We start from the raw sequence: 24524 nt of genomic DNA, 5'->3' as shown, positions 1-24524 counted from the left end.
TATTGTTGAAGCATAAGAACTCATTGAATGACCATCAGGGTGGTTCCGGTATGCAACGCGCTTCATCGACAGGTAAAAAGGGGTCGGTTTTCAGACGTTCGGCTCTGGCTGCCAGTACCGCCCTGGCTTTGGCCGGGAGCCCCACCCTGCAGGCCCTGGATAATGATCATTCGGGGTTTTCCTCTGCCCGGGTCTGGAGCAATCAGGTCCGGGACTATGCCTTCGAATCCCTCCATGACGAGAATGCCCTGAGCATGGCGGCCATTCCTCTCAATGGCCCGGGAATTGAGCAGTACATCAATGCCGACGAGCTGATGAGCCCCGGTTCCATCATGAAACTGGTCACCACCTTCGCTGCACTGGAAATACTGGGCCCGAGCCACCACTGGGATACCGCTTTCCTGACCGACGGCGACATGGTTGGCGATACCCTGACGGGTAATCTGTACGTTCGCTTCGGAGGCGACCCCAAACTCACCATCGAACGCCTCTGGGGCACGCTCCGGGAACTTCGGAGCATGGGCATCACCCGCATTGATGGTCAACTGGTTCTCGACGGTAGCTATTTCGAGATTGATGATGGCTTCCCGATCTTTGAAGACAACGGCGACAACCCTCACGCCCCTTTCCTGGTTGAGCCCTCGGCCTATCTGACCAACCTTAACCTGTTGCATTTCCAGGTCCGGGCAGACGAGCGTGGTACCCAGGCCTGGAGCACACCGGCGCTGGGCGAGGTTGTCATTGATAATCGCGTGACTGCTACCGCAGATGGTCCCTGTCCGAGTCGCAGGAGCTTTGAATGGGAGCCGATCTACCACGATAACGGCAATGTCACTGTTCGCGTTCAGGGTGAGCTGCCCCAGGGCTGCCGAACCACAAGTTACCTTTCGCTTCTGTCTCACGAGCAATACACCGCATCCATGATCCGTTCACTGCTGGCCGACATCGGTGTGACCGTTACCGGTGAGAACGCCACAGGTGTGACTCCAGAAGACGCTCGCCTGGTGTTGAAAACCACATCACCGGATCTGGTGGCAATGGTGCGCGACATCAACAAATGGAGCAGCAACGTAATGGCCCGCCAGATGCTGCTGACCATTGGTGCCGAAAACCGGATGGACAGCGAAGACGACGACCGGGTTGCCGGTATCCGCGTGATCTATGACTGGCTGGAGAATAAAGGCATCAACACAAACGGTATGGTGATCGAAAACGGCGCCGGCCTGAGCCGCCACGGGCGCATCACTGCCCGCCAGGGTGCCGAGCTTTTGCAACATGCCTGGAACAGCCCCTTCGCTGCCGACCTCATGGCCTCCATGCCGATCATCGCCATGGACGGAACCATGGCCCGCAGACTGAGAAACACCGGCATGGACGGCAGTGGGCGCATTAAAACCGGTTACCTCGAAGATGTTCGCTCTATTGCCGGCTTCACCCGGGATGAGCACAACACAACCTGGGCTGTGGTGGGCATGGTCAATAACGATCCCGCCTGGAATGGCCAGGCAGTGCTGGACCGGATCCTGTATTCCCTGCATTTCAGGCCGCCGACCGGTACGGCCATTTCCCAGGCCAATTCGGGTTCTCCGGAAACGTCCATCCAATAAAAAATCCCCGGCCGTAGCCGGGGATTTCATGGTCTCTAAACTGATATTGACCTGATTATCAACGCAAATCGTCAAGAATCAGGGCACTTAGATTTCCTCCTGATGCTCCCAGGGCGATGGCCGTTGCGACACCACCGGTTCCAAGGGTTATGCCATCAGTTCCAGGCACGGCTGCTGTCGTTGTCCCGTCGGCTGCAATGACAACATCATAGCCGGCCGGCGCAGCAAGCGTGACATAGCCCGTGTCCTGACCGAACAGGACATCCGGAAAGTCGGGGTCACCCGATACCATCGTGCCTGCGGCAACGACAAAGATGTCAACAGGCTGCGCTACGGACGCTGAGGCTGCATGAACCAGTCTCACCTTCGCCTCGTCGCTGGATACAAATTCCCTTTCGTCTTGCAGAACGATCAGTTGAGTAGCTGCCAAGTTGTTCAAACCACCGGCCGCAATCACCGTGTAAGACTCCCCGCGCTCAAGGGTGAGGGTATCAGTCAGGCTCTCAATAGCATTTCCAATGCCCTGACCCGCCGGTGCAATGGCCACATCAAGAATGCCGGCACCAACTTCGACATAGTCCTGCACACTGGTGTACGTGAAATCACCAAGCAGTTCCTCTCCACCCGCAAAAACGTCCACATCGACATCATCAACCGCATGGACAATCCTCACCTCTGCGCTGTTGCTCAGAACGACCGCGACCGGGGTCTGGGTTTCGGTCCATACCAACAATGAAACAGGAGATGCCCCTTTCTGGCTGTTCACCGCGACAGCAGTTACATCAGCTCCAACATTTAGCGTTCCGGAGTCATAAACCACATCGGTTGATCCGGCAGCGGCGATTCGAACCTGGTAGTCACCGGCTGCTATCTGTTCGAGCGTCGCATTTGCGCCAAAAGGAACGTCTGGCAAAGTCGGCATCATCGGAAGTGCAGCACCTGCTGCCGTGACATTCACGTCCACATTTCCGGCATCGGGAGAAGCATGCACCACTGTCACATCATTGGTGCTGTTTGCCCTGCGTTCCGTGTCGTCAAGCGCTTCGAGATCAATGCTGGCCAGTTCATTCAGGGCGAGAATAGAGTATGAGCGATTGGCTTCTACGGTGAACATTTCAGAATAAACATCCGTACCGTCAACCTGGAGCGAAACCTCTCGGGTGCCAGCAGTAACAGGCAGATAACCTGAACCTTGCTGAAATTCCACGCCGGATAAAACAACTTCTCCATCAATCGCCACGTCCACCGCAGGCGCGTCCGCAGACGCGTGCATCACTCGGACACTCGCAGTTGGTGCTGGATCATCATCATTGTCACTACAACCAACCAGTCCAAGACTCAGAATGGCAGGTATCAAAACCAGTTTCTTTGTATTCATTGTCTTTTATCCTCGATCGCTGAGGTTGATTACCAGGGTTAGGTGGTTCGAACCTGCACTAATTCAGTCCCTGAATAGTACGTATCAGCAATCTACGGAGATTCAAATGAAACGGATTGACATTTTTTTACGTTCTGGAGTTTGAGTGCCTCGTGTCTCAGGACTGGAAGCGGCGCAGGGTAGCCTCTGTCATTTTGCCTGCCAGCGGTGCAATAAAGGTAACCAACGGAAAAGCAACGCCCCAGGCAACCAGCCATGCGGCAAGCCAACGCATGGGGAAATCCCGATCAATGCCGGTATTGATCAGAGTGATCACGGCGGACATCAAAAAAGACATGATGCCCGACATATAAAATCCGAAGACGAGTTGGCGTATACGTGCAGACTTCATTCGGCCCATGATATCTCCCGTTCAGGCGGTCCGATTCGCATCGGTAACATCCGAAAAAGACGGATTGTCGTAAACTAAGGGGATGCAAGGATTGCATGATAATGAGCTTGCGCTCTTTTTGCGATAAGACTTAATACTATCCCGAGGTCAATATGGCTGTCCTGAGGGGCATTCAAATCGTCAAGCGTGGCACAGTCGCACTGCTTTTGATCAGTGCGTTGCTGGTTTCGGCCTGCAGTTCAACCAAGGTGGCCTACCGCTATGCCGACTGGGGAATTGTCTGGTGGGTTGAAGATTATGTCACCCTCACCGATGCCCAGAAGCAGCAGCTCAATATCGACATTGATCAGTTTCGCCAGTGGCACTGTTCAACCGAACTCCCGCGCTACCAAACCTGGCTGAACGACCTGGAGTCCGACATCAGGAAGGGCAGCCTGGACCAGAGTGACGTCGCCTTTCACCAGGAACAGTTGTTCGACTTCTTTGGGCCTCTGCTTTCAAGAGTGCCCCCGATTGCCACGAACCTTCTTGCCAGCCTCAGCGAGGCCCAGGTACGCGAACTCACCAGAAACATGCAGGAAAATCAGCAGGAGCTCGAAGAAGAGTTCCTGGCCGACGATCCGGAAGCCACGGCAGCAGCTCGTGCCGAGCGAACGCTGGAGCGCGTGGAGCGCTGGTTGGGCGATCTTAACGACGACCAAAAGGCGATCGTCAGAACCTGGTCGGAACAGCGTGGCCGGCAAACCGAGATCTGGCTGGAGGGGCGGCGTAAGTGGCAACTTGCCTTACTTGACGCTCTGGAAAAACGAAATGACCCAGGGTTTTACACCGAGATTGAACGGCTGATAACGGAATCGGAACAATTTCGGGGCGAGGATTATCAGGCGATGATGGCCGAGAGCCGCACCGCAATGAATACCCTGATGCTCACGTTGATTCAGGCGAGCGACTCAACGCATCTCACCCACCTGAGTAATCGTGCCGCAGAACTGAATAGCGACTTCGAGACACTGACCTGTTCACCAGCTCCCGAAGTTGCGGAGTCATCCTGAAGTCAGATGGTCAGATAACCACCGTCGACATTGATACAGGCGCCAGTAGTGTAGCTTGAGGCATCTGAAACCAGGTACAGAACGGTACCCGCCATCTCGCTGGGATCCGCTACCCGTTTCATCGGGATATGGGCCATGGCCTGCTTTTTAATGGCCTCATTGCTGGTCAGCGCACTGGCAAACTTGGTATCGGTCAGGCCCGGCAGCAGCGCGTTTACCCGGATCTTCTGCTGGCCAAGCTCCATGGCGAAGGACTTGGTCATGGAGATAACCGCTGCCTTGGTCACCGAGTAGATGCCCTGGAAGTGCCCCGGATTGACACCGTTTACTGAAGCGACGTTGACGATCGATCCACCGCCGTTCTTTTTCATCAGCTGCGCACCACGGGCACACATGAAGAAATAACCACGGATATTCACATCAACCGTCTTGTCGAACGCACCCAGGTCCGTGTCTTCAATCGGTCCAAAGTAAGGATTCGCGGCCGCATTGTTCACCAGGATATCCAGCTTGCCATGCTCTTTTTCTATGTGAGCCCAGATACTTTCGATCTGATCCATCTCACCAATGTGACATGCTACGGCCTCAGCACTGCCGCCCGCTTCGCGGATACTGCTGGCCACGGCCTCACAGCCATCAATCTTGCGGCTGCTGACAATCACATGGGCGCCATAATCCGCCAGTGTGCGGGCGATACTCTCACCGATACCACGGCTGGCGCCGGTAATCAGGGCTACCCTGCCGCTCAGATCAAACAGGTCTTTGCTGTTCATTCATTCACCTCAATCGCTATCGGAACGTCACCAGAGCGGGGTCTTCCGCTTCCAGATGACTGTAATTGTTAAAAACTGACAGGCTGCAGCGTGGCCCGGAATAAAGAACCCGGCTGACGCTGGTATTGGCGATCACCTCATTCAGGCCCAGCGCACGCCGATCATCAAGGGCCAGCAGGTGCTGGCAGATAACCGATATCGGTCCGCCGGAGGTAGCAACCAGGACATCACCACCATCCGCGTACTCAATCATGTCATCAAATGCCTTGAGCACTCTCGCCTTGAAGTCTGGCCAGGTCTCCTCGTAGTCATGGTCATGCTCACCGGAGGCCCAGCGACGGACTGCCTGAACGAAGGCTTCCTGAAACGCTCTCGCAGGCTTGGGAAAAGCCGCCAGATCCCGGGCCATGATTTCACGGTCCCTCCACTCAGGGCGATAGCATGTCAAAACCGACGTGTGATCGAATTCGTTGAAGCCCGGCGCCACCTGCATATCCGGAAGCCTGGTGCCAAAACCGGTGGCAATGGCTTCGACGGTTTCCCGGTGACGCTCCTGGTTGCCACCAAAAATGGCGGCCGGTGTCACCTTGTCTGCCAGCCAGCGTCCCAGTACCCGACCCTGCTCCCAGCCGGTAGGTGACAGCTGGTCGTAGTTGGCCTTTCCGAAACTCGCCTGCCCGTGACGCACCAGATAAACCGTAGCCATTACAGGGAACTCTCGGCGATCAGGCGCTGACAGCGTTTTTCCAGATAATTGGCGGCCTGGCCGAAGGCTGCAAAGCGCTTGTCACTGGTCTGGCCATGGTAATAGCGGTAGTAGATCTGCTGAACAATCACCGCCAGCCGGAACAGGCCATAGATTTCATAGAAATCGAAGTTATCGACCCGAAAGCCGGACTTCTCCATGTAATACTCCACCACTTCCTTCCGGCTCAGCATGCCGGGACGGTGAGTAGGCTGACGACGCAGCATCTGGAATGGACCTTCATCGTCTGCCTCAATCCAATAGGCCAGACTGTTGCCCAGATCCATCAGCGGGTCGCCGATGGTGGCCATTTCCCAGTCCAGCACACCGGTCACTTCAAACGGGTTATCCGGGTTCAGCACCACATTGTCGAAGCGGAAATCGTTATGGATGACAACCTGGGCAATATCCTCCGGCATTTTGTCATCCAGCCAGGACATGACGGCCTCGAAATCACCAACATCCTCAGTACGTGCCTTGCGAAAACGATCGCTCCAGCCGCCAATCTGGCGCTGAACATAGCCCTCGCCCTTGCCGAGCCTATCCAGGCCAGCAGCCCTGGCATCCACACGGTGCAGGTCAACCAGTTTGTCGACAACGTTCAGGCACAGCTTGCGGGTATCTGCCTCGCTCAAATCGAAGTCTTCGGGGAAATCCTGGCGCAGGATGATGCCTTTCAGTCGCTCCATGACATAGAAATCACAACCCAGCACATCGTGGTCATCGCATATGGCGATAATAGTCGGCACGTAGGGATAAACCGGCTTCAGAGCCCTCATTACCCTCGCTTCCCGCAGCATGTCGTGGGCTGACTTGGCAATCTTGCCGAGAGGGGGACGACGGAGAACGTAGGAACGGTCTCCGTAATCCACCTGGTAGGTCAGGTTCGAGGCACCGCCCGGGTACTGGCGAATATCCGGTTCGCCTGCTAATTCCGGAATGGCCTTTTTCATGAATCGGTCTACGGCGGCTACGTCCAGCTCTTCGCCTTCACGGATCTCCATCGCCTCATCAATCTGGGTCATTCAGGGCTCTCCTCTTGTTCGCGTGTCTGGTTCAGGCCTTGGCCTTACCGCCCATCTTTTTCATCCAGCGCCTGCTTTCCTGATGCATCAGCCAGTCAAAGGCCTTGGGCGCGTGCCTCTTGAGCATCCACATACGGCGCTCTTTGGCGTGAGGCAGAACCCAGAAACTCTGGTCATTCGCTGACCGCACGACGTCCTCAGCCACATCTTCAGCGGTAATACTGGAGCGCTTCATCAGCTTGTTCACGTTCTGCTGAACACCGGGAAGATCGGAACGCATGCTGCTGGCGAGGTTGGTCTGGAAAAATGCCGGGCACACGCAGCTGACATGGATACCGGCATCACGCAGCTCATGGCTCAGGGTCTCAGACAGGGCAATCACACCGGCCTTGGATACATTGTAGCTATCCATCAGCGGCGCAAGCATCAGGCCTGCCATGGAGGCGATGTTCACAAACGTGCCGGAACCCTGCTTCTTGAACTGGGGTGTAAAGGCCTTACAGCCACGAACGACACCCAGAACGTTGATGTCCAGGATCCATTCCCAGTCTGCCATGGTGGTGTCTTCAATAGAGCCTGCAGAGGCAACGCCCGCATTGTTCACGACAACATCCACGCCACCCCATTTGGTGGTCAGATCGTCGCAGATCTTCTCCAGATCGGTCAGGCGGCGAACATCGCATTCCACGAAGTAGCCTTCGCCACCTGCGTTGTTGATTTCCTGTTCAACACTGGCACCCTGCTCCGGGTTAATGTCACCGATACAGACTTTGGCGCCGTCTTTGGCGTAACGCAGTGCGATGGCACGACCGAGTCCGCTCGCGCCGCCTGTTATGAATACTCGCTGTGTCATGGTGTTCCCCACTGCCTATTTGTTAAAAACCGAAGCCAACTCCGAAGCACAATGGAGTCAGCGAAAGGGTATTTCTGAAACTGTGCGGAGCCATGGATGGCGGAGCCCAAGCATCACATGGATGTGCCGCCAGGAGCGTGTTTCAGAAATACCCTTCCGCCGACTCCTGCCCCGAATTCTAAGTCTCAGCTCTTGTATTTGCGCAATTCCAGGCGAGCTACCATCGCCCGGTGCACCTCATCCGGACCATCCGCCAGCCGCAATACACGAGCGTACGCAAATAACTGGGTCAACGGGAAGTCATCATCACTGACCCCGGCGCCACCATGGATCTGAATGGCCTGATCGACAATGGTCTGCAGCATGGAAGGAATCACCGCCTTGATCATGGAAACTTCCTGCAGTGCGCCCGCAATACCCTTGGTATCCAGCGCCCAGGCGCATTTCAGCGTTAGCAGGCGGGCCTGCTCAATAGCCATTCGGGCATTGGCAATAATATCCGGATTGCCACCGAGCTTGGCAATCGGGCGACCAAACGCTTCACGTGTCGTCGCACGGTTAATCAGCAGTTCCAGGGTACGCTCCGCAGCGCCGATAGCCCGCATGCAATGGTGTACGCGACCGGGGCCCAAACGGCCCTGAGCAATTTCGAAACCGCGGCCCGGGCCTGCAATGATTGCACTCTTGGGCAGGCGGACATTGTCGAACAGAACCTCACCATGGCCATAAGGCTCGTCATATTCACCAAACACCGGGAGCATCCGCTCGATTTTCACACCTGGTGTATCCAGCGGGACCAGCACCATGGAATGACGGCGATGTTTCTGGGCATCCGGATCGGTGACACCCATGAAAATGCCGACCTTACAGTCCGGATGACCGATACCGGTGCTCCACCATTTGCGGCCATTCAGGACCACTTCATCGCCTTCTACCGTCGCGGTTGCTTCCATATTGGTCGCATCGGAAGAAGCCACGGCCGGCTCAGTCATACAGAAGGCAGAGCGGATTTCGCCACTCATCAACCCGGGCAACCACTCAGCCTTCTGCTCGTCGGAACCGTAATGAATCAACACCTCCATGTTCCCGGTGTCCGGCGCATTGCAGTTGAAAATCTCCGGGGCAATGAAGCTGCGACCGGTTTCCTCGGCAATCAGGGCATAATCGGAGTTCAGCAGGCCACAACCGTGCTTTTCATCCGGGAAAAACATGTTCCACAGTCCCTGGGATTTGGCTTTCTCTTTCAGCTCCTTGATAACGGGCAACACAACCCAGCGGTCCTCAAGAGATGCGAGCTCCTTGTGGTACTGTTCTTCAATGGGAAAAATCTCATCCTTCATGAATTGCTTCACTCGGTTGAGATAGTCCTGACCTTTCTCGGAAATATTAAAATCCATCGCCGTATCCTCGCTGAAATTGCACGACCAGGTGCGCTGAAAAATTGATGAGTCCAGTCTAGGGTGGGGACAACTATTACGCGACTGAATTATTCTTATCGTTTATCATTAGTATAACTTATTCACAAACGCGGACTTTTAACATGGCCCTGAATCGCCTGGACCTGAATCTTCTGCATGTTTTCGACACTATCTATCGGGAAGGCAGCCTGACCCGAGCAGCACGGGCACTGCATCTCACTCAGCCCGCAGTCAGCCATTCGCTGTCCCGACTCAGAGAGCATTTTGATGACCCCCTGTTCTCACGCCAGGGCAATCAAATGGTGCCCACCCCTCTGGCGCGAAGATTCCTGGAATCCATGCGCCCCGGTTTGACCCAGATCCAGAGCGCGGTTAACCAGTTTCATGCCTTTGATCCGGCAAGCCAGCGCAAAACCTACTCACTGGGTCTGAGGGATATCCTGGAATCCACGTTTCTGCCCCAGTTAATGAAGCGTCTGGATCAGTATCCGGAGCTGGAGATTGTCAGCCAGCGTATTGCGCGACGGGAGATGGAAACCCAGCTGGCCGCCGGCAAGCTGGACTTTGCGGTGGACGTATTGCTGCCGGTGAGCAACCAGACATCTCACGAACTGCTTCGGCGGGACCGGCTGGTGGTGCTGGCAAGAGATGACCACCCACTGGCGGCTGAGGCACTGACCATGGAAGGCTATCTATCTGCCCGGCATGTGCTGGTGTCGTCCCGGACGGAAGGCCCCGGAATTGAGGATTTCGAACTGTCCCGCCTTGGCGTGCAGCGCAGCATCCGGTTGCGCTGCCAGCACTACTATGCTGCCTGTCGGGTCGTGGAAGAAACGGATCTGCTGCTCACCATGCCGGAAGCCTATGCAAAGATTATTGCCGAGCGAGCGAACATCACCATCATGGACCCGCCCGCCGATTTTCCCTCGATTGACGTGCACCTTTACTGGCACAAAGCCTATGAGCGGGAACCGGCGCTCATCTGGTTCAGGGAGCAGCTACGCGTGATCAGCTGAAAAGGCCGGTCAATAGGCCCCCACGGCCGCGAGAAAACCGAAGAAGCCGATGGCGGTAATGCCGAGGGCCGCCACAACAATGCCGAAGCCCCACCAGATTGCAGCGCCGTCGGATATGTTCACGTCATGACCCCTGAGTGTTCGATAGAACGCCCAGGGGCCCAGAACAAAAGCGCCAACAACGGCGAAAACGAGCCCGACACTGATACCGGCAAAGGTCCAGGTCGCAAGCACAGTGGCTCGATCAGAGACCTGATCAGTAACGCCATGGTACTCAAGGAATTTCTTGCAGAAATACCAGAGCAGGGCGAACAGGGCGACAACAAATATCAGTCCGCCAACAATCGTTAAAATGCGGTAGAGCAACGGTAGAGTCCTGTCAGTTCAGGGGTACGTTAAGCCGGATAAACCGGCTCCGGAAGGCACTCGAACCCGGGCTTCGCGAAAAGAAAGCCCTGATAAAGGGTAATACCTTGTGAGCGTAACCAGAAATACTCTTCTTTGGTTTCCACTCCCTCAGCAACAATCTTACCACCCAACTGCTTCATCATGGTGATGATGCCGGCCACCACGGCCTGCTTGTTGGGCTGTTCCTGAATGTTACGGACGAGCCCCATATCCAGTTTAAGCAGATCCGGGGGGCAGGCCATCATGATGTTGTAGCGGGAGTACCCTGCGCCAAAATCATCAATTGCGGTGCTGAAACCCATCTCTTGATAGGCCTCGATAATCGATACCAGGTGCTCCACGGACGTCAGCTTTTCGTCCTCCGTCAACTCAAAGATAATTTTACTGGTATCAAAGTTATAGGTCTTGGCAGCCGCCAGCGTTGTACGGATGCAATATTCGGCCTGGTAGACCGCATTAGGCATGAAATTAATACTGAGCTTGGCGTCCATACCCAGCCTGGACGCCAGTTTCACCGCCTTTACCCGACAAACCTGATCAAACGAATAACGATTACGCTCGTTCACCTTCGACAGGACACTCATGGCGCCCTCGCCTTCCGGACCACGAACCAGTGCTTCGTAGGCATATACGGATTTGTTCACGACATCCACAATAGGCTGGAACGCGAACGTGAAGGAAAAATCCAACCCTTCGCCACAGGCGCATTGCTCACAATGAGACTCATCAAACAGGACAGCGGGCTGGTTCACTTCAACTCCTAAACAACTCGTCGGGCCGAATACTTACCTTTTGTAAGCAGTATCTTCACATTAATATAAACGTCAACCACTCCCTGGTAAAACAGCTCGAAGCTATTACGTCGATATACGGTGGCATCCCCAATTTACATGACTAAACTGAGGTGAGTTTGTTATACGAGTCTATTCAAAAAAGGAGTCTCCGGAATGGGTGAAACTACCCGCATCGCAGTCACACCAGGCGATGGAATTGGGCCAGAAGTTGTTAGTGAAGCCGTGCGTTGCCTGGAAACCCTGCGGGCCAGGCACGATCTGACGCTGGAGTGGACACGTTTTCCCTGGCCTTCCCATGCCTGGCATGAGGACCATGGCGAATCCATGCCGGAAGACGCGCTGACCCAGCTGCAGGCTTACGATGCCATTTTGCTCGGCGCACTGGGGGATCCCGGCCCCGTTGACGATCCCGAGCGCTATCTGCTGCCAGACAGCATTTCGCTGGCGCCCCTGCTGGACATGCGCAAGGGTTTTGACCAATGGGTGTGTGAGCGCCCTGCCCGGCTATTACCTGGTGCCCGCCAGTACCTGGCTGACGACCGGGCGAGAGATATCGACATGCTGGTCATCCGGGAAAACTCAGAGGGTGAATATGTCGGTCAGGGCGGCCGCCTGCGAAAGGGTTTACCGGACGAAGTGGCGACCCAGATGGAAGTGTTCACCCGCAAGGCAACCGACCGCATTATTCGCTATGGTTTTGAACAGGCACGTGCCAGGGCAGCTGAGCGGGTAAAGGGTGGCCGCACACGCAGCTTCCGCACTATTGACGGCCGGACCTGCGAAAGCCAGGTGTGCCTGGTGACCAAACGCAATGCCCTGCGTTACTGGGGCGACATGTATACCGAAGCTTTTGAGGAAATCAGCCGGGAGTATCCGGACGTTGCCATTCACCACGAGCTGGTGGATGCAGCCTGCATGAAATTCGTGCAAAGCCCCTGGGCCTTTGATGTGGTTGTCGCCAGTAACCTGCAAGGCGATATTCTGACCGATCTCGCGGCAGTACTTTCAGGCGGCATGGGCGTGGCACCGTCCTGCAACCTTAACCCCACAGACCCGCACATGCCTTCCATGTTCGAACCCACCCATGGCAGTGCTCCGGACATTGCGGGCCAGGGCCTGGCAGACCCCACGGCCATGCTGTTCACCACAGCCCGTATGCTTGAGTGGCTGGGCCGAAAGGACCCATCACTGGCGGCCGCCGGCAAGGAGTTATTTGAAGCAGTAGCTGCCGATCTGGCCGAAAACGCAGGCAGTCAGCGCGGCACCCATGAAATCGGCTCCGCAATCTGTAAGCGACTGTCCCCCTGACCTGGAAGGATGCGGGCGGTCCGGAAGCGGACCGCCCGCATTGTTCAACGTGACGCCCTACTGGTCCGCCATGACAAATTCCAGACGCCCGGGCGCCACCCGCACATCCACCGGCATCATGCCAAACATCCGCTGGGCAAAATCGGTATCGTCGAGACGATAAACTGGCATGGTTTCCAGCATCTGGGCCACAACCCGCATCGCGGTATCGGTGACCGGCTTCAGGTCACCCTTGAACAGGGGGGAATCAATGCTGCTCTCCAGTAACTGCAGGCGGCGAATGTAAATCGCCTTCTCCTTACTGTCATAGACGGGTGCGCCCTCCACCTTGAGGGCAATGTCTACGGGCAGTTTAACCATCAGCGCATTGAGGGCTACCTGCCCCCGCACATCGATCACGGCAACGTCCCGGCCATCAGGTCCAAGGGTTATGTCTGCATCGTCGAGACTCAGACTAAGAGGCGAGCCACTTTGCAGCTGCTGGCGATCATACTCACTCACTACATCCTGCAGATGGCGTTCCAGCTCCCCTTCCGAAATAGAGTAGGGAGATAAACTGGCGCAACCACTGGTCAACACCAGGGTAAGTAAAACAAGAGCCCAGAGGCCCCTCAAGGGTAATGTCGTCATGGAATTCTCTCCGTGAATGTCACCTTCATCCTGAGGCACGGCGGGCATTCGGGCAACTTTGGCAGGTTAATGATTGGTCAGAATTGACCGGGCCGGTTATTCGTTCTCGGCCCGGGCATCAACATGGGGAGTCAGGTTGTCATCAAAGATAACGTGAATCAGGATCGGCTGGCAGCAAACCTGGCAGTCCTCAACGTATTCCTGCTCCGGCACTGATGGGTCGACACTTATGTCCAGCGACTCCCAACAGTATGGGCATTGGATGAGAACTGAGTCCAGGGCTGCCATGATCCAGCCTCAGAACTGCTGCTTCGCCATCCAGGGGATGATGCGATCGAAGGCCTCATCCAGTTTTTCACAGGTCGTCGAGAAACTGATCCGTACAGCGTTCGTGCAACCCTCACCAAAAGCATCACCAGGCACGAGACAGACACCGGTTTCTTTCAGCATCCTCAGAGCCAGATCTGACCCATCCACATGGGGAGGGAGATCGGGGAACGCAAAAAACGCCCCGCCAGGCTTGTAGCCAGTCATGTACGGCGTCTGGTCGATCAGTTCCACCACCTTGTCACGACGCTCACGGTAGATATTGACCATATCCGTAACGCACTGCTGGTCACCGGTCAGTGCCGCCACACCCGCAAACTGGGACGGCGTATTGGCGACTGAGGTGGTGAACATGTGATAGCGCCTCAGGGACTTGATGGCTGCCTGGCTGGATATCACCCAGCCTATCCGAAGCCCGGCCATGCTGTAGGTTTTGGAGAAGCTGCTGATGCACATTATGTTGTCCAGATCCATCGAGCAGTTCAGCACACTGGCAAAGTCGTCATCGTCGAAAATCAGGTGGTCGTATACCTCGTCCGCATACACCTGAATACCCCGATAAGCGCATTCCTCAAGAATGGTCTCCACCGTAGTACGGGGATAAACCGCGCCAGTGGGATTATTGGGGTTGTTCAGAATAAGCGCGAAGGTGCGCGGCCCCATAGCTGCGATCACCTCATCCGGATCCAGCTGGTGGTCATTCTCTGCCCGTGTCGGGACGAACTTGACCTCGCCGCCATTCATCCGGATCAGCGGCGCGTAAAGCAGGAACGACGGATCCGTGACGATAAACTGCCGGCCGGGAGCCGACGTGGCAGAAATAGCCAGGTACATGGCCTCAGTGGCGCCACTGGTGATCAGGATGTTATCCCGGGTCAGTTTCCGGTTATAGCGCTTGCCGTAGTAATCCCGCAATGCAACCAGAAGCTCCGGCAAACCAGCGTCCATGGTATAGCCGGTTTGCCCGGCATTGAGCGCATCAATATACGCATCAATAATGTGCTTGGGCGTAGGCAAATCCGGCTGGCCGATGGAAAGATGTATGACGTCCTTCATGGTGGCTGCCATATTCACCATACGGCGAATGCCCGGCACAGGAACGGCCTGCATGGCAGGGTTCCAACTGGCCTTGTTCTTGCGGTACTTCACCTTACGGGGTTTGGACTGGCCAGTCTCTCTGTTGGTGGGTTCAGCCATATACACCTCTTGCGAACGGGACAATGATTATCTACCCCTGCAGATTAGTCAGTAAGGAGGGGGCATACAAGACTTAAAATCAGAAAGATTATGTACGTGAAAGTGCTGCGATCAGAGGCGTCCCGGAAGGTTCGCGCAAGCACCAGTTGACCCCGCAGCACCAGCGAACCAGACTGTAGTGGATTCAACCCACCAGATCGTCAGCCAGATAACCAGGCGGAGGTTAAATGACGCAGCAAAACAAGCCCGTTGTAACCGTTCTTACTGCTCCGGGCGAGCAGGAACCACCAGGGATGGACGCAGTCCGGGCGCGGGCGGAAGTGCGATTCGCCTTTGACGAGCAAACCCTCCGGGATACTCTGCCTGGCACCGAGATAATGATGGTGACAGACTTCCGTACGGAAGCCCTTGAAGCGGCCTGGCCATGTGCGGACAAATTGAAATGGATCCACGCCACCAGCGCCGGTGTGGACGCACTGATGTTTCCGGCCCTGATCAAGGGCGATGTTGTGGTCACTAATGCCCGGGGGATCTTTGACCGGACCATCGCCGAATACGTTCTCTGTACCATTCTCATGTTTGCCAAGGACTTCCCCGGTTCCATCCGGTTGCAGCTGAAACACCAGTGGAAGCACCGGGACACTGAACGGGCAGAAGGCAAGCAGGTGCTGGTAGTTGGCGCCGGTTCCATTGGTCGCCAGATTGGGCGCCTGGTAGGTGCTGCCGGTCTGAAGCCCCACGGAATTGCCCGCACCCCCCGCCGTGACGACCCGGACTTCGTTGCCGTCCATGGCAACGATGACCTGTATGAACAGCTGGGGCATGCGGACTACGTGGTTATCGCTGCGCCTCTGACACCTCAGACTGAAGGCCTGTTCGACGAAAAGGCGTTCAAGGCGATGAAAAATACGGCACGCCTTATCAACATCGGCCGCGGCCCGATTGTGAAAACCGATGACCTGGTTGCGGCACTCAACAGTGGCGAGATTGCCGGAGCCGGACTGGACGTCTTCGAAGAAGAGCCGTTACAGGAAGATCACCCACTGTGGGACATGGAGAACGTCACCATGACCGCCCACATGGCGGGCGACTTTATTGGCTGGAAACGCGCCCTCACCGACCAGTTCCTCGAGAACTTTGATCGATGGCACAAAAGCGGAAAGCTGTTCAACCTGGTGGACAAGGAACTGGGTTACGCCGGAAGTAAGTAATACGGCTATCAGTGAACAAAACTTGAGAACGGGTACAAACAAAAAACGGGAGCCCCAGGGCTCCCATTTCATATCCAAACCGGAAAAGCTGAGTTTCAGCTTCCAGACAACGACTGATCCGAAGGATCAATCTCCATCTGCTGGATCGCAATCACCGCCTGGGTCCGGTTACGAACCCCGAGCTTCCTGAACACGGCCGTAATATGTGCCTTGATCGTTGCCTCCGAAACATCCAGATCATAAGCAATCTGTTTGTTCAGAAGCCCCTCGGCCAACATACCCAGCACCCGGAACTGTTGCGGTGTCAGCGACGCCAGTTTTTCCGAAAAGTCTGTGGCATCCGAATGCATCCGCTCAATCTTATCGGCCACCCCGGCCGGCAACCAGACGTCTCCTTCCAGAACCGCCTGAATCGCCTCCGTGATGGTGGGCAACGGCGCCGACTTGGGAATGAAGCCGGACGCCCCGTAATCAATCGAGCGGCGCATCACCTGCATTTCTTCAGAACCTGACACAACCACCACCGGCAAGCCCGGGTACTGCCCGCGCATAAACACGAGCCCGGAGAAACCGTGGGCACCCGGCATATTGAGATCCAGTAGAACCAAATCCGCATCCGGGTGTGACTCTACCGCCGCCTGCAGTGCCTTGATGCTATCGACCTCTACTGTCTCTGCATCCGGCACCGCCTGACTGACCGCCTGCTTTAGCGCTGCTCTGAACAGCGGGTGATCATCAGCGACGATAATTGTTTGTGGCATTCAACGATTCCTTACAGGTTTGCGGCCTGCATCCAGACCTTATTTAAACTCACGACTGCCGATGAGCTCATCTACCACACCCGGGTCTGCCAGAGTGGAGGTATCGCCCAACTGATCGTGCTCGTTTGCAGCAATCTTACGCAAAATCCGGCGCATAATCTTGCCAGAACGCGTTTTCGGCAGTCCAGGTGCCCACTGGATCACATCCGGAGAGGCAATCGGACCGATTTCCTTCCGCACCCATTGGACCAGTTCCTTTTTCAGCTCATCGCTTGGCTCAACGCCCTGAACCAGGGTTACATAGACATAGATGCCCTGCCCCTTGATGTCATGCGGATAACCAACCACGGCGGCTTCGGCTACCTTGCCATGCCCCACGAGAGCACTCTCGACCTCGGCGGTGCCCAGGCGGTGACCCGATACGTTCAGAACGTCGTCGACACGGCCGGTAATCCAGTAATAACCGTCTTCATCACGACGGGCACCGTCACCGGTAAAGTACATGCCCTTGTAAGTGCTGAAGTAGGTCTGCACAAAGCGCTCATGATCACCGTAGATGGTGCGCATCTGACCGGGCCAGCTATCCAGAATAACCAGGTTACCCTCGGTCTTGCCTTCCAGGATGTTGCCGTCGTTATCAACCAGTGCCGGCTGCACGCCAAAGAACGGAACAGTGGCTGAACCCGGCTTCAGGTCAATAGCGCCCGGCAGCGGCGAAATCAGAATGCCGCCAGTCTCGGTCTGCCACCAGGTATCCACGATCGGGCACTTGCTGTTGCCGATCACGCGGTGATACCACTCCCAGGCTTCCGGGTTGATTGGTTCGCCGACAGAACCCAGCAGCTTAAGGCTCTCACGGGTTGTGCCATTCATGCAGGACTCGCCCTCGGCCATAAGGGCACGGATAGCTGTCGGCGCAGTGTAGAGGATATTGACCTTGTGCTTGTCAACAACCTGCCCCATGCGAGAACTGTCCGGATAGTTGGGCACACCCTCGAACAGGACAGAGATAGCGCCGTTGGCCAGCGGGCCGTAGAGGATATAGCTGTGGCCGGTAACCCAGCCGAAGTCAGCGGTACACCAGTAGACATCACCATCGTGATAATCGAACACGTATTCATGAGTCATGGAGGCGTAAACCATGTAACCACCGGTGGTGTGCAGAACACCTTTGGGGGCACCGGTTGAGCCTGAAGTGTAAAGCATGAACAGCGGGTCTTCCGCTCCCATTGGCTCCGGCGGGCAGTCTGCGGAAGCAGACTTCATCAGATCCTCATAACGCTCGTCACGACTTTCGTTCCAGGGCACATCGCCGCCGGTACGGGAAACCACAACGACTTTCTCAACCTTGGCAGACTCTTCCTTCTTGAGGGCCGCATCCACGTTCTTTTTCAGAGGAATCTTGCGACCGCCACGAAGGCCTTCGTCTGAGGTGATCACGAAGCGGGAGTTGCCATTAACAATACGGGCACCCAATGCTTCCGGCGAGAAGCCGCCGAAAACGACAGAGTGGATCGCACCGATGCGTGCGCAGGCCAGCATGGCAACAGCGGTCTCGACAATCATTGGCATGTAGATGGTGACGACATCACCCTTCTTCACACCCAGACTCTTGAGGACGTTGGCGAACTTGCTGGTCTCCTCGTGCAGTTCGCGATAAGTCACGTTGCGGGAATCGGCCGGATCATCACCTTCAAAGATAATGGCAGTCTGGTCACCCTTCTTTTCGAGGTGACGATCAAGGCAATTGGCAGAGGCGTTCAGCTGACCATCCTCGAACCACTTTATCGACAGATTGTTATAGTCGTAAGAGGTGTTCTTCACCTTGGTGTAGGGCTTGATCCATTCAAGGCGCTTGCCGTGTTCAGCCCAGAAGGTATCCGGGTCCTCGACTGACTGACGATACATTTCGTCATACTGTTCCCTGTTAAGCAGGGCCCGTTTAGCCACATCAGGGCTTACCGGATATACCTGTTTATCAGTCATTGTGCTCCCCCTTTAGTCAGAGTCTGTTGTCGTTGTCGGTTTTTTTGGAATACAGAGCGATCGGGCCTCTCCAGCCCTTAAGACGGATAGCGGTAGTTCAACATGTGTGCCACTGCACATTGAATTAGACTAACGTCCTAACACGCATGAACTTTTGGCCGAATTAGTCCAGTAACCTTCAAGAAAACAACGGTAATTTGCATCCAATGAGAAGCTCCTCAAAGGATAGACCTATCAGGGCCAACCGCAACCAGGATTAACAACAGTTCGGCCCGGCGCATTGGAAGAGGAGAGTAAAGCCCGATTCGGGAGAATCGGGCGGGGAGTTTAAGCCGCTTTCTTGCGGGCCTTGGCCGAACGAAGGCTGTAGAGCTTCCGCTCCTTGAGTGCGTAACGGTTCAAACCCGCAAGGTGGATCTTCTGGAGGTAAACGCCCCAGTTGATCTGGCGCGCATCGATCGGGAACAGAACCTTGTCCACTTGCCCCATTCGGGAAGCGAGCGCGAGCAGCTCATCGTTACGGAAGATATAATCCGGCGCTGTGTAAAAACCAAAGATCGTTGCCAGAGAACGAGTAGTATCCAGGTTACGCAATACCTTCAGCTCGCGATTCTGCCCGAGCATTTTGAGAACCCGGCCAGTAATGCTGAGCGGGATACGTACCCCACCAACCACGGCATCAAAGAGTTTCCGGTTCACGGCAATGAACGGCTTGCTCGGCTGACGATAGAACAGCTGATCGTATTCCGCGTAGTTGGCTTTGGCTTCCGCCATCAGGTGGTCAATGAACTCGCCTAGAGAGATGGGGTTCGAGCTACCACTGCAACACTGGTAAATGCGCTGGCGCGCGGGCTCTGAAAGCGCTTCGGCCAGGGACAATATGATCGCGTTAGCAACCAGATCCACCGGAATAACATCAATCACACCGGAACGTTTGCCCGGGAACAGAGTCACCTTCTCACGGGCATAGGCAAGAATAATCGCATCCGCCACCTTCACACCCTCAATCCAGCCCGGTGCCGGTTCTTCCAGCGCGCTTTCGATGATGGATGGACGTATAATGGTCAGGGGTCGACCGGACAGCGCTTTCATCAGCAACTGCTCCCCCAGCCACTTGGTAAAGGTGTAGGTGTCGCTCCAGCCATACCGATTGGCTTCACGAATCCCAAGATCCACCAGTTTTTTCTCCAGTGCCTTGCCCGAATACCTCGAACGTACATCGGCGATCTTGTCTTCCAGCAGCCGAACCAGTTCGTCGATCTCGTAATAACCTTCCGTGCTGCGCGGAATGGGCTCGCCTGCAGGCTTGATAACCGCTTCGGCTACCTGACCCGAATTCATACCATTCACATAGCAGGTAGAAACCTGCAACACAGCCAGATCACTGTTCTGACGGGCCAGTTCAGCGACATTTTCCAGGCAACGGGTATTGATCGCCAAGGCCTTGTCCAGCTCTTCTCGGAAATTCACACTGGCCGCGGAATTGATCACTGCATCCAGGCCACCCGCCAGTTTCCGGAAGTGATCCGGTGATAGTCCGAACAGCGGTTCCGTCACTTCACCGGTTACACAATGGATCCGATCCTCCACAAAGTTTTCGAACGCCTCATTGTCTTCCTGACGCAGACGTTCAAATACCGAGGACGTTGCAATCTCATTCATGAACCGGCCGCGGGCATCAGGATGGCGCTTGTTACCCCGAATCAACAGATAAATACCACCAATCTCGGGAACAGCTCGAATCAGTTTTTCGAGCACAACCTTGCCAAGGAAACCCGAGGTACCAGTGATAAGAACGTGCTTGCCCCGGAGCTGTTCGAGTACCTTCGACGACGACTCTCCGGATGTAAGCTGCTGTGTTGCCATTTAAGAACTCCTTCTCAATATTCATGTCTGCGGCCGGACTCAGCCCTGCCGGCAAGGAAAATACCTGCGAACCACGCTCAGAAATCCTGTTGCATATTACGCGCCACTACGGGCGATTGTGGTTAATCTTTGCACACCTTCCATGACATTGTGGTGACACACTGCAAAGTTACGATACAAAAAAATGCTAATAAAATGAGGGGGAAAATAGGCGGGCTTTTGGGTGGCAAATCAGGATCGGCTGCTGTCCTTGCCAGCGAGGGATCGCAACAGCTGATCCAGGGAAATATCCGCGGGCTGCTCCCTGAGCACACGAACCAGTCGGTCCTGCTCACCAAAACTGATCCTGTCATAAACAGGTTCGGGCAGAGCCGGGTGGCCCGGTGATACGGGTGTGTCTGGCGGCTGCTCTTCTTGCGGTGCGATTTCATCGGCCAGATGACGAAGGTGCACAGCGAGATGCTCCTTGCGCTCTATATCCAGTTTTTCCCACTCCATGGACCCCAGCCCGGTCTGGATTATTTCCACGGTATCACTGTCCAGTGTGCTCCCCAGCAGTGCAAACAGCCGGGTAAATGCCTCATAACGCAGCATCGCGTTATCCGGCACTTGCGTCAGCGCTGCCTCAAGCTCGCTGACTGCGTTAAGACACCGCTCCCGAGGGTCGACGGATTGCGGAGGCCGGGCAGCCTCCTTGCGCTCACCATTCTGACGGCGTGATACATTGTGCCAGTATGCAGCAATACCGGCTTTTCGCTGGGGCAACTGGGAAAGCCGGACATTCACCATGTCCGCCAGGGTATGAAACTGTCGACAGGAAGGATCTGACACCGGCAACAGTGCAACCGGCTTCTGATTGAGCACAGACTGGCGAAGGGTCTCGTCCCGCCAGATACCTCCCATGTAGTGGAGCGAAATCCCAAGGTGGCGCTGCGCAGCCGAATCAAGGCGCTGGAACACCGACCGGGCCTGGCTGGCTCCCTGCGCCATGTTCACGAGAATACTGGGCACTCTCTTGTAGCCGCGGCGGAGGATGACTTTAATCAGCGAGAAGGCATCCGTGAGCGATGCCGGATCCGAAGTCACCACAACGCATGCAAGCTCCGCCGCTGCAATCATATGAAGGCTCGGGGCCTGCAGGCCGGCCGCGGTATCCGTGATCACATAGTCGTACCGGCTTTCAAGATGGGAAAGCGCCCGCAGTATGCGCAGGCTGTCAGAGGGACTCATGTCCATGCATTCCTGCATACCGGAAGCTCCCGGCACAATGTGAAGGTCATAGTCCGTCTTGAGGAGGATATCTTCAAGCCGGCATTCACCAGCCATCACATTAGCCAGAGTCTTCTGAGGATACAGGCCAACCATAATACTGACGTTGGCAAGATCGGTGTCACCATCCAGCAGCAAAACCCGGTTTCCCTGACGCGCGAGAGTCAGTGCCAGATTCAAGGCCACCGAGGTCTTGCCGACACCGCCCTTGCCACCGGTAATGGCAATGGTCCGGGGTTGATGTAATTTGGGCTTTGCTGGTTCTTTTACGGTCATGACCGGTAAGCTACGTCCCTGATTTTACGGATTCTGACATTTTAACCTGTAAAAATTCTACACATATCACATGATAGATAATATATTGCTTAAAAAAAGAGCAACAAGTATTTAATAACGACGGATTATTGTCTAAGCTCAACGCGGGCCCTAAGAATGAACAGGACGTCACAGGCTGTCTTTTGGACCTATAATAAACTTTGCCAAGGCGCGGCAGGTAAGCTCCATGCAATTTGCTCCTGATCTTCAACTACCGAGTCTGCCGGAGGTAACCCTTCGGGCGCTTGAGGCGTGCCAACAGGATGAGAACTACCGGACCATCAGTCAGATAGTTTCGGCAGATACGGCTCTCGTCACGCGCATCCTCGCGCTCGCAAACTCAGCCCTTTACGGCCCGACAACGCGGATCCGGTCGGTGGACCAGGCCCTTCTCAGGCTCGGCACAAGGCGATTCCATACCCTAGTTCTGACCGCAGCTTTACGCCAGCTTTTGTTCGAGCTGGGCGGTGATGAGTGGCAGCAGCTCCGTGATTTCTGGCGCCATTCACTGACGACAGCACTCACCGCGCGAGCTCTTGCCACCCTCACCCGATACTCGGAACCGGACGAAGCTTTCATGCTGGGCATGCTTCACAATATCGGCGAGTTGATAGCCATTAAAACCCCGGCAGCGGAAACGAAGCAATACTATTTTGATCACCAGTCCGACATTGCGGCCGAGCTGGTTACAGCCTGGGGGCTTGGCCCCATGGCGGCCGATGCCATGCGTTATCAGCAAGCCCTCCCGAATGAACTACGGGACGCCGGACATCTGGTAAAACTGATCAGCCTTGCCACCCGCCTGGCACTTTCGGATGCCGCCGGCATTGCCGCCGCCGCAACCATTTTTGGCCTCAATGAAGAATTAACCCGGGAGATCAACCGCCGCATCGCCCACGAAGTGTCAGGAATGGCTGCATCATTGGGGATCCCCCTTGATGATGAGTACAGTGGTGAAAGCGCAACACAGCAACTGAAACAGGTAATCCTTCGACAGACGATTGCCAGTCAGGCTATTCAGCTTGCGGACCTCAATGGTGAGATGGATAGCATTCTCGCCGAGACGGTCAACAGCCTGACCCTGGTCACGGGCCTCCCCGCCCTTTGCTTTGGCCACGTGGATGACAACCTGGTACTGCTTTCAGGAACCATCGGTGACATCCCGCATTTTTCCATCTCGGCCCAGCCTGGCGGTAGCGTGCTGACCGAAGCATTCACTTCGGGGCGCTCCGTGAGCCTCGGGGATCGCGCTCCCACGGTTCTGGATCGCCAGTTGCTGTCTCTCCTGCATGCGCCATCCCTGCTGGCAGTGCCGGTTGTCAGTGGCGACAAGTCCTCGGGCGTGTTCGCCCTGGGCACGGACAAGGAGGATCTGACAGCGACCACTGAACTTGCCAGTTTGTTTACTCGCCAGCTCTCGATCGCTCTGGGTGACCGGACGCCCGCAGTCACACCTTCGAAGGCTGACCATCAGTTTGATGAAGAAATCGCCAGCGCGCAGATGCGAAAGCAGGTACACGAGGTAAGTAATCCGTTAACCATTATACGTCAGTATATTTTCAGGCTGAGAAACCGGCTTGAAGATAGTGACGTGCGCCAGGAGCTGGATGTCATTCGTGAGGAGCTGGACCGGGCAGGCAATCTGCTGCTGCAGATGAGTCGTTCCGACAGCGCACTGCAGGATTCCGAAGGGATCGGGCCGAGCACTGAATTGAATGCCGAGCTGAAAAGTCTCTCACGTATACTGGAAGACAGCCTGTTCGCGGACAGCAAACGTAAACTTGACGTGCTACTGTGCAAACAGTCAACCGAAGTCGCCGCGAGCGCTCCACCCATTCGCCAGATCGTAATCAATCTGGTACGTAATGCGGCGGAAAGTCTTCCCGAAGATGGCGGCAGAGTCGAAATAAGGACATCGGCCCCTGTGTGGCAAAATAACCGCACGTGGGTGGAGCTTGAGATTACGGATACCGGAGCGGGAATACCCGAGCAGATTCGGGAATCGCTGTTTGCACCGGTCAGTACCACAAAGGGAGAGGGCCACAGCGGTTTGGGCCTGAGTATTGTGAAGCAGCTCATTGATGACATGGAGGCCATCATAGCTTGCCGCACGGGGCAGGAAGGAACCACCTTCAGGATTTTGCTGCCAGCGGCCAGCCATAAAAAGAATGAGACCGACTGACGATGAAACGGA

22 protein-coding genes are annotated in these 24524 nt (G+C 55.6%); 6 read left to right on the top strand and 16 right to left on the bottom strand.

The annotated features are described in order from the left end of the window. The first annotated feature begins 50 nt into the window (after positions 1-50). A complete protein-coding gene (gene dacB / locus KFJ24_RS01965) occupies positions 51-1607 on the top strand; it encodes a D-alanyl-D-alanine carboxypeptidase/D-alanyl-D-alanine endopeptidase (RefSeq protein WP_250832532.1) in 1557 nt (518 codons plus the stop codon). Positions 1608-1665: 58 nt separating this feature from the next. Here dacB and KFJ24_RS01960 read toward each other — a convergent pair whose 3' ends face one another. Then, positions 1666-2985 (bottom strand): DUF4397 domain-containing protein, encoded by a 1320-nt coding sequence (locus KFJ24_RS01960; protein ID WP_250829415.1) that lies wholly within the window; start codon positions 2983-2985, stop codon positions 1666-1668. Positions 2986-3142: 157 nt separating this feature from the next. Next, positions 3143-3385 (bottom strand): DUF2798 domain-containing protein, encoded by a 243-nt coding sequence (locus KFJ24_RS01955; RefSeq protein ID WP_250829414.1) that lies wholly within the window; start codon positions 3383-3385, stop codon positions 3143-3145. A 143-nt stretch (positions 3386-3528) separates the two neighbouring features. Between KFJ24_RS01955 and KFJ24_RS01950 the strand changes: the two genes are divergently transcribed. Next, complete coding sequence (locus tag KFJ24_RS01950) at positions 3529-4428, top strand: DUF6279 family lipoprotein (RefSeq protein WP_250829413.1); 900 nt, start codon at positions 3529-3531, stop codon at positions 4426-4428. A gap of 2 nt (positions 4429-4430) precedes the next feature. Here KFJ24_RS01950 and KFJ24_RS01945 read toward each other — a convergent pair whose 3' ends face one another. From KFJ24_RS01945 to KFJ24_RS01925, 5 genes are all read right to left on the bottom strand, one after another. Further along, positions 4431-5201, bottom strand: a complete 771-nt coding sequence (locus KFJ24_RS01945) for an SDR family oxidoreductase (protein WP_250829412.1) — start codon at positions 5199-5201, stop codon at positions 4431-4433. A 16-nt stretch (positions 5202-5217) separates the two neighbouring features. Further along, on the bottom strand, positions 5218-5907 hold the full coding sequence (locus KFJ24_RS01940; protein WP_250829411.1) for a histidine phosphatase family protein: 690 nt from the start codon (positions 5905-5907) through the stop codon (positions 5218-5220). Continuing rightward, on the bottom strand, positions 5907-6971 hold the full coding sequence (locus KFJ24_RS01935) for a phosphotransferase family protein (RefSeq protein ID WP_250829410.1): 1065 nt from the start codon (positions 6969-6971) through the stop codon (positions 5907-5909). The genes KFJ24_RS01940 and KFJ24_RS01935 overlap by 1 nt, the downstream gene beginning before the upstream one ends. Positions 6972-7002: 31 nt before the next feature. After that, complete coding sequence (locus tag KFJ24_RS01930; protein ID WP_250829409.1) at positions 7003-7824, bottom strand: SDR family oxidoreductase; 822 nt, start codon at positions 7822-7824, stop codon at positions 7003-7005. A 185-nt stretch (positions 7825-8009) separates the two neighbouring features. After that, the gene (locus KFJ24_RS01925; protein ID WP_250829407.1) at positions 8010-9221 is read right to left on the bottom strand and encodes an acyl-CoA dehydrogenase family protein; all 1212 of its coding nucleotides are present in this window, start codon (positions 9219-9221) and stop codon (positions 8010-8012) included. A 143-nt stretch (positions 9222-9364) separates the two neighbouring features. Between KFJ24_RS01925 and KFJ24_RS01920 the strand changes: the two genes are divergently transcribed. After that, positions 9365-10258 (top strand): LysR family transcriptional regulator, encoded by an 894-nt coding sequence (locus KFJ24_RS01920; RefSeq protein WP_250829406.1) that lies wholly within the window; start codon positions 9365-9367, stop codon positions 10256-10258. Positions 10259-10267: 9 nt separating this feature from the next. Here KFJ24_RS01920 and KFJ24_RS01915 read toward each other — a convergent pair whose 3' ends face one another. Both KFJ24_RS01915 and KFJ24_RS01910 read right to left on the bottom strand, forming a co-directional pair. Next, complete coding sequence (locus KFJ24_RS01915; protein WP_250829405.1) at positions 10268-10624, bottom strand: hypothetical protein; 357 nt, start codon at positions 10622-10624, stop codon at positions 10268-10270. Between the two features lie 29 nt (positions 10625-10653). After that, entirely contained in the window at positions 10654-11418 is a 765-nt protein-coding gene (locus KFJ24_RS01910) for an EAL domain-containing protein (protein ID WP_250829404.1), read from the bottom strand. A 195-nt stretch (positions 11419-11613) separates the two neighbouring features. Here KFJ24_RS01910 and KFJ24_RS01905 point away from each other — a divergent pair, with 195 nt between their 5' ends. Then, on the top strand, positions 11614-12768 hold the full coding sequence (locus KFJ24_RS01905) for an isocitrate/isopropylmalate dehydrogenase family protein (protein ID WP_250829403.1): 1155 nt from the start codon (positions 11614-11616) through the stop codon (positions 12766-12768). Between the two features lie 57 nt (positions 12769-12825). Here KFJ24_RS01905 and KFJ24_RS01900 read toward each other — a convergent pair whose 3' ends face one another. The 3 genes from KFJ24_RS01900 to KFJ24_RS01890 form a co-directional block, all read right to left on the bottom strand. Further along, entirely contained in the window at positions 12826-13398 is a 573-nt protein-coding gene (locus tag KFJ24_RS01900; RefSeq protein WP_250829402.1) for a DUF1439 domain-containing protein, read from the bottom strand. 96 nt (positions 13399-13494) lie between these two features. After that, positions 13495-13686, bottom strand: coding sequence for a CPXCG motif-containing cysteine-rich protein (locus tag KFJ24_RS01895; protein WP_250829401.1), 192 nt, complete (start codon positions 13684-13686; stop codon positions 13495-13497). 9 nt (positions 13687-13695) lie between these two features. Further along, positions 13696-14922 (bottom strand): pyridoxal phosphate-dependent aminotransferase, encoded by a 1227-nt coding sequence (locus tag KFJ24_RS01890; protein WP_250829400.1) that lies wholly within the window; start codon positions 14920-14922, stop codon positions 13696-13698. Positions 14923-15149: 227 nt separating this feature from the next. On the opposite strand from KFJ24_RS01890, the gene KFJ24_RS01885 reads away from it, so the two are divergent. Then, positions 15150-16133: a D-2-hydroxyacid dehydrogenase gene (locus tag KFJ24_RS01885; protein WP_250829399.1), complete on the top strand. Its 984-nt coding sequence runs from the start codon at positions 15150-15152 to the stop codon at positions 16131-16133. Between the two features lie 95 nt (positions 16134-16228). Here KFJ24_RS01885 and KFJ24_RS01880 read toward each other — a convergent pair whose 3' ends face one another. From KFJ24_RS01880 to KFJ24_RS01865, 4 genes are all read right to left on the bottom strand, one after another. Beyond that, entirely contained in the window at positions 16229-16894 is a 666-nt protein-coding gene (locus tag KFJ24_RS01880) for a LuxR C-terminal-related transcriptional regulator (protein ID WP_250829398.1), read from the bottom strand. A 39-nt stretch (positions 16895-16933) separates the two neighbouring features. Next, entirely contained in the window at positions 16934-18880 is a 1947-nt protein-coding gene (acs, locus tag KFJ24_RS01875; RefSeq protein ID WP_250829397.1) for an acetate--CoA ligase, read from the bottom strand. A 327-nt stretch (positions 18881-19207) separates the two neighbouring features. Beyond that, positions 19208-20746, bottom strand: a complete 1539-nt coding sequence (locus tag KFJ24_RS01870; protein ID WP_250829396.1) for a fatty acyl-CoA reductase — start codon at positions 20744-20746, stop codon at positions 19208-19210. Between the two features lie 231 nt (positions 20747-20977). Further along, positions 20978-22291, bottom strand: a complete 1314-nt coding sequence (locus tag KFJ24_RS01865) for an AAA family ATPase (protein ID WP_250829395.1) — start codon at positions 22289-22291, stop codon at positions 20978-20980. Between the two features lie 226 nt (positions 22292-22517). Here KFJ24_RS01865 and KFJ24_RS01860 point away from each other — a divergent pair, with 226 nt between their 5' ends. Further along, a complete protein-coding gene (locus KFJ24_RS01860) occupies positions 22518-24512 on the top strand; it encodes an HDOD domain-containing protein (protein WP_250829394.1) in 1995 nt (664 codons plus the stop codon). The last annotated feature ends 12 nt before the right edge of the window (positions 24513-24524 follow it).

Source organism: Marinobacter sediminum (assembly GCF_023657445.1).
GTDB lineage: Bacteria > Pseudomonadota > Gammaproteobacteria > Pseudomonadales > Oleiphilaceae > Marinobacter > Marinobacter sediminum_A.
Note: the sequence above shows the minus strand (reverse complement) of the source record. Positions and strands in the feature narration are given on the sequence as shown.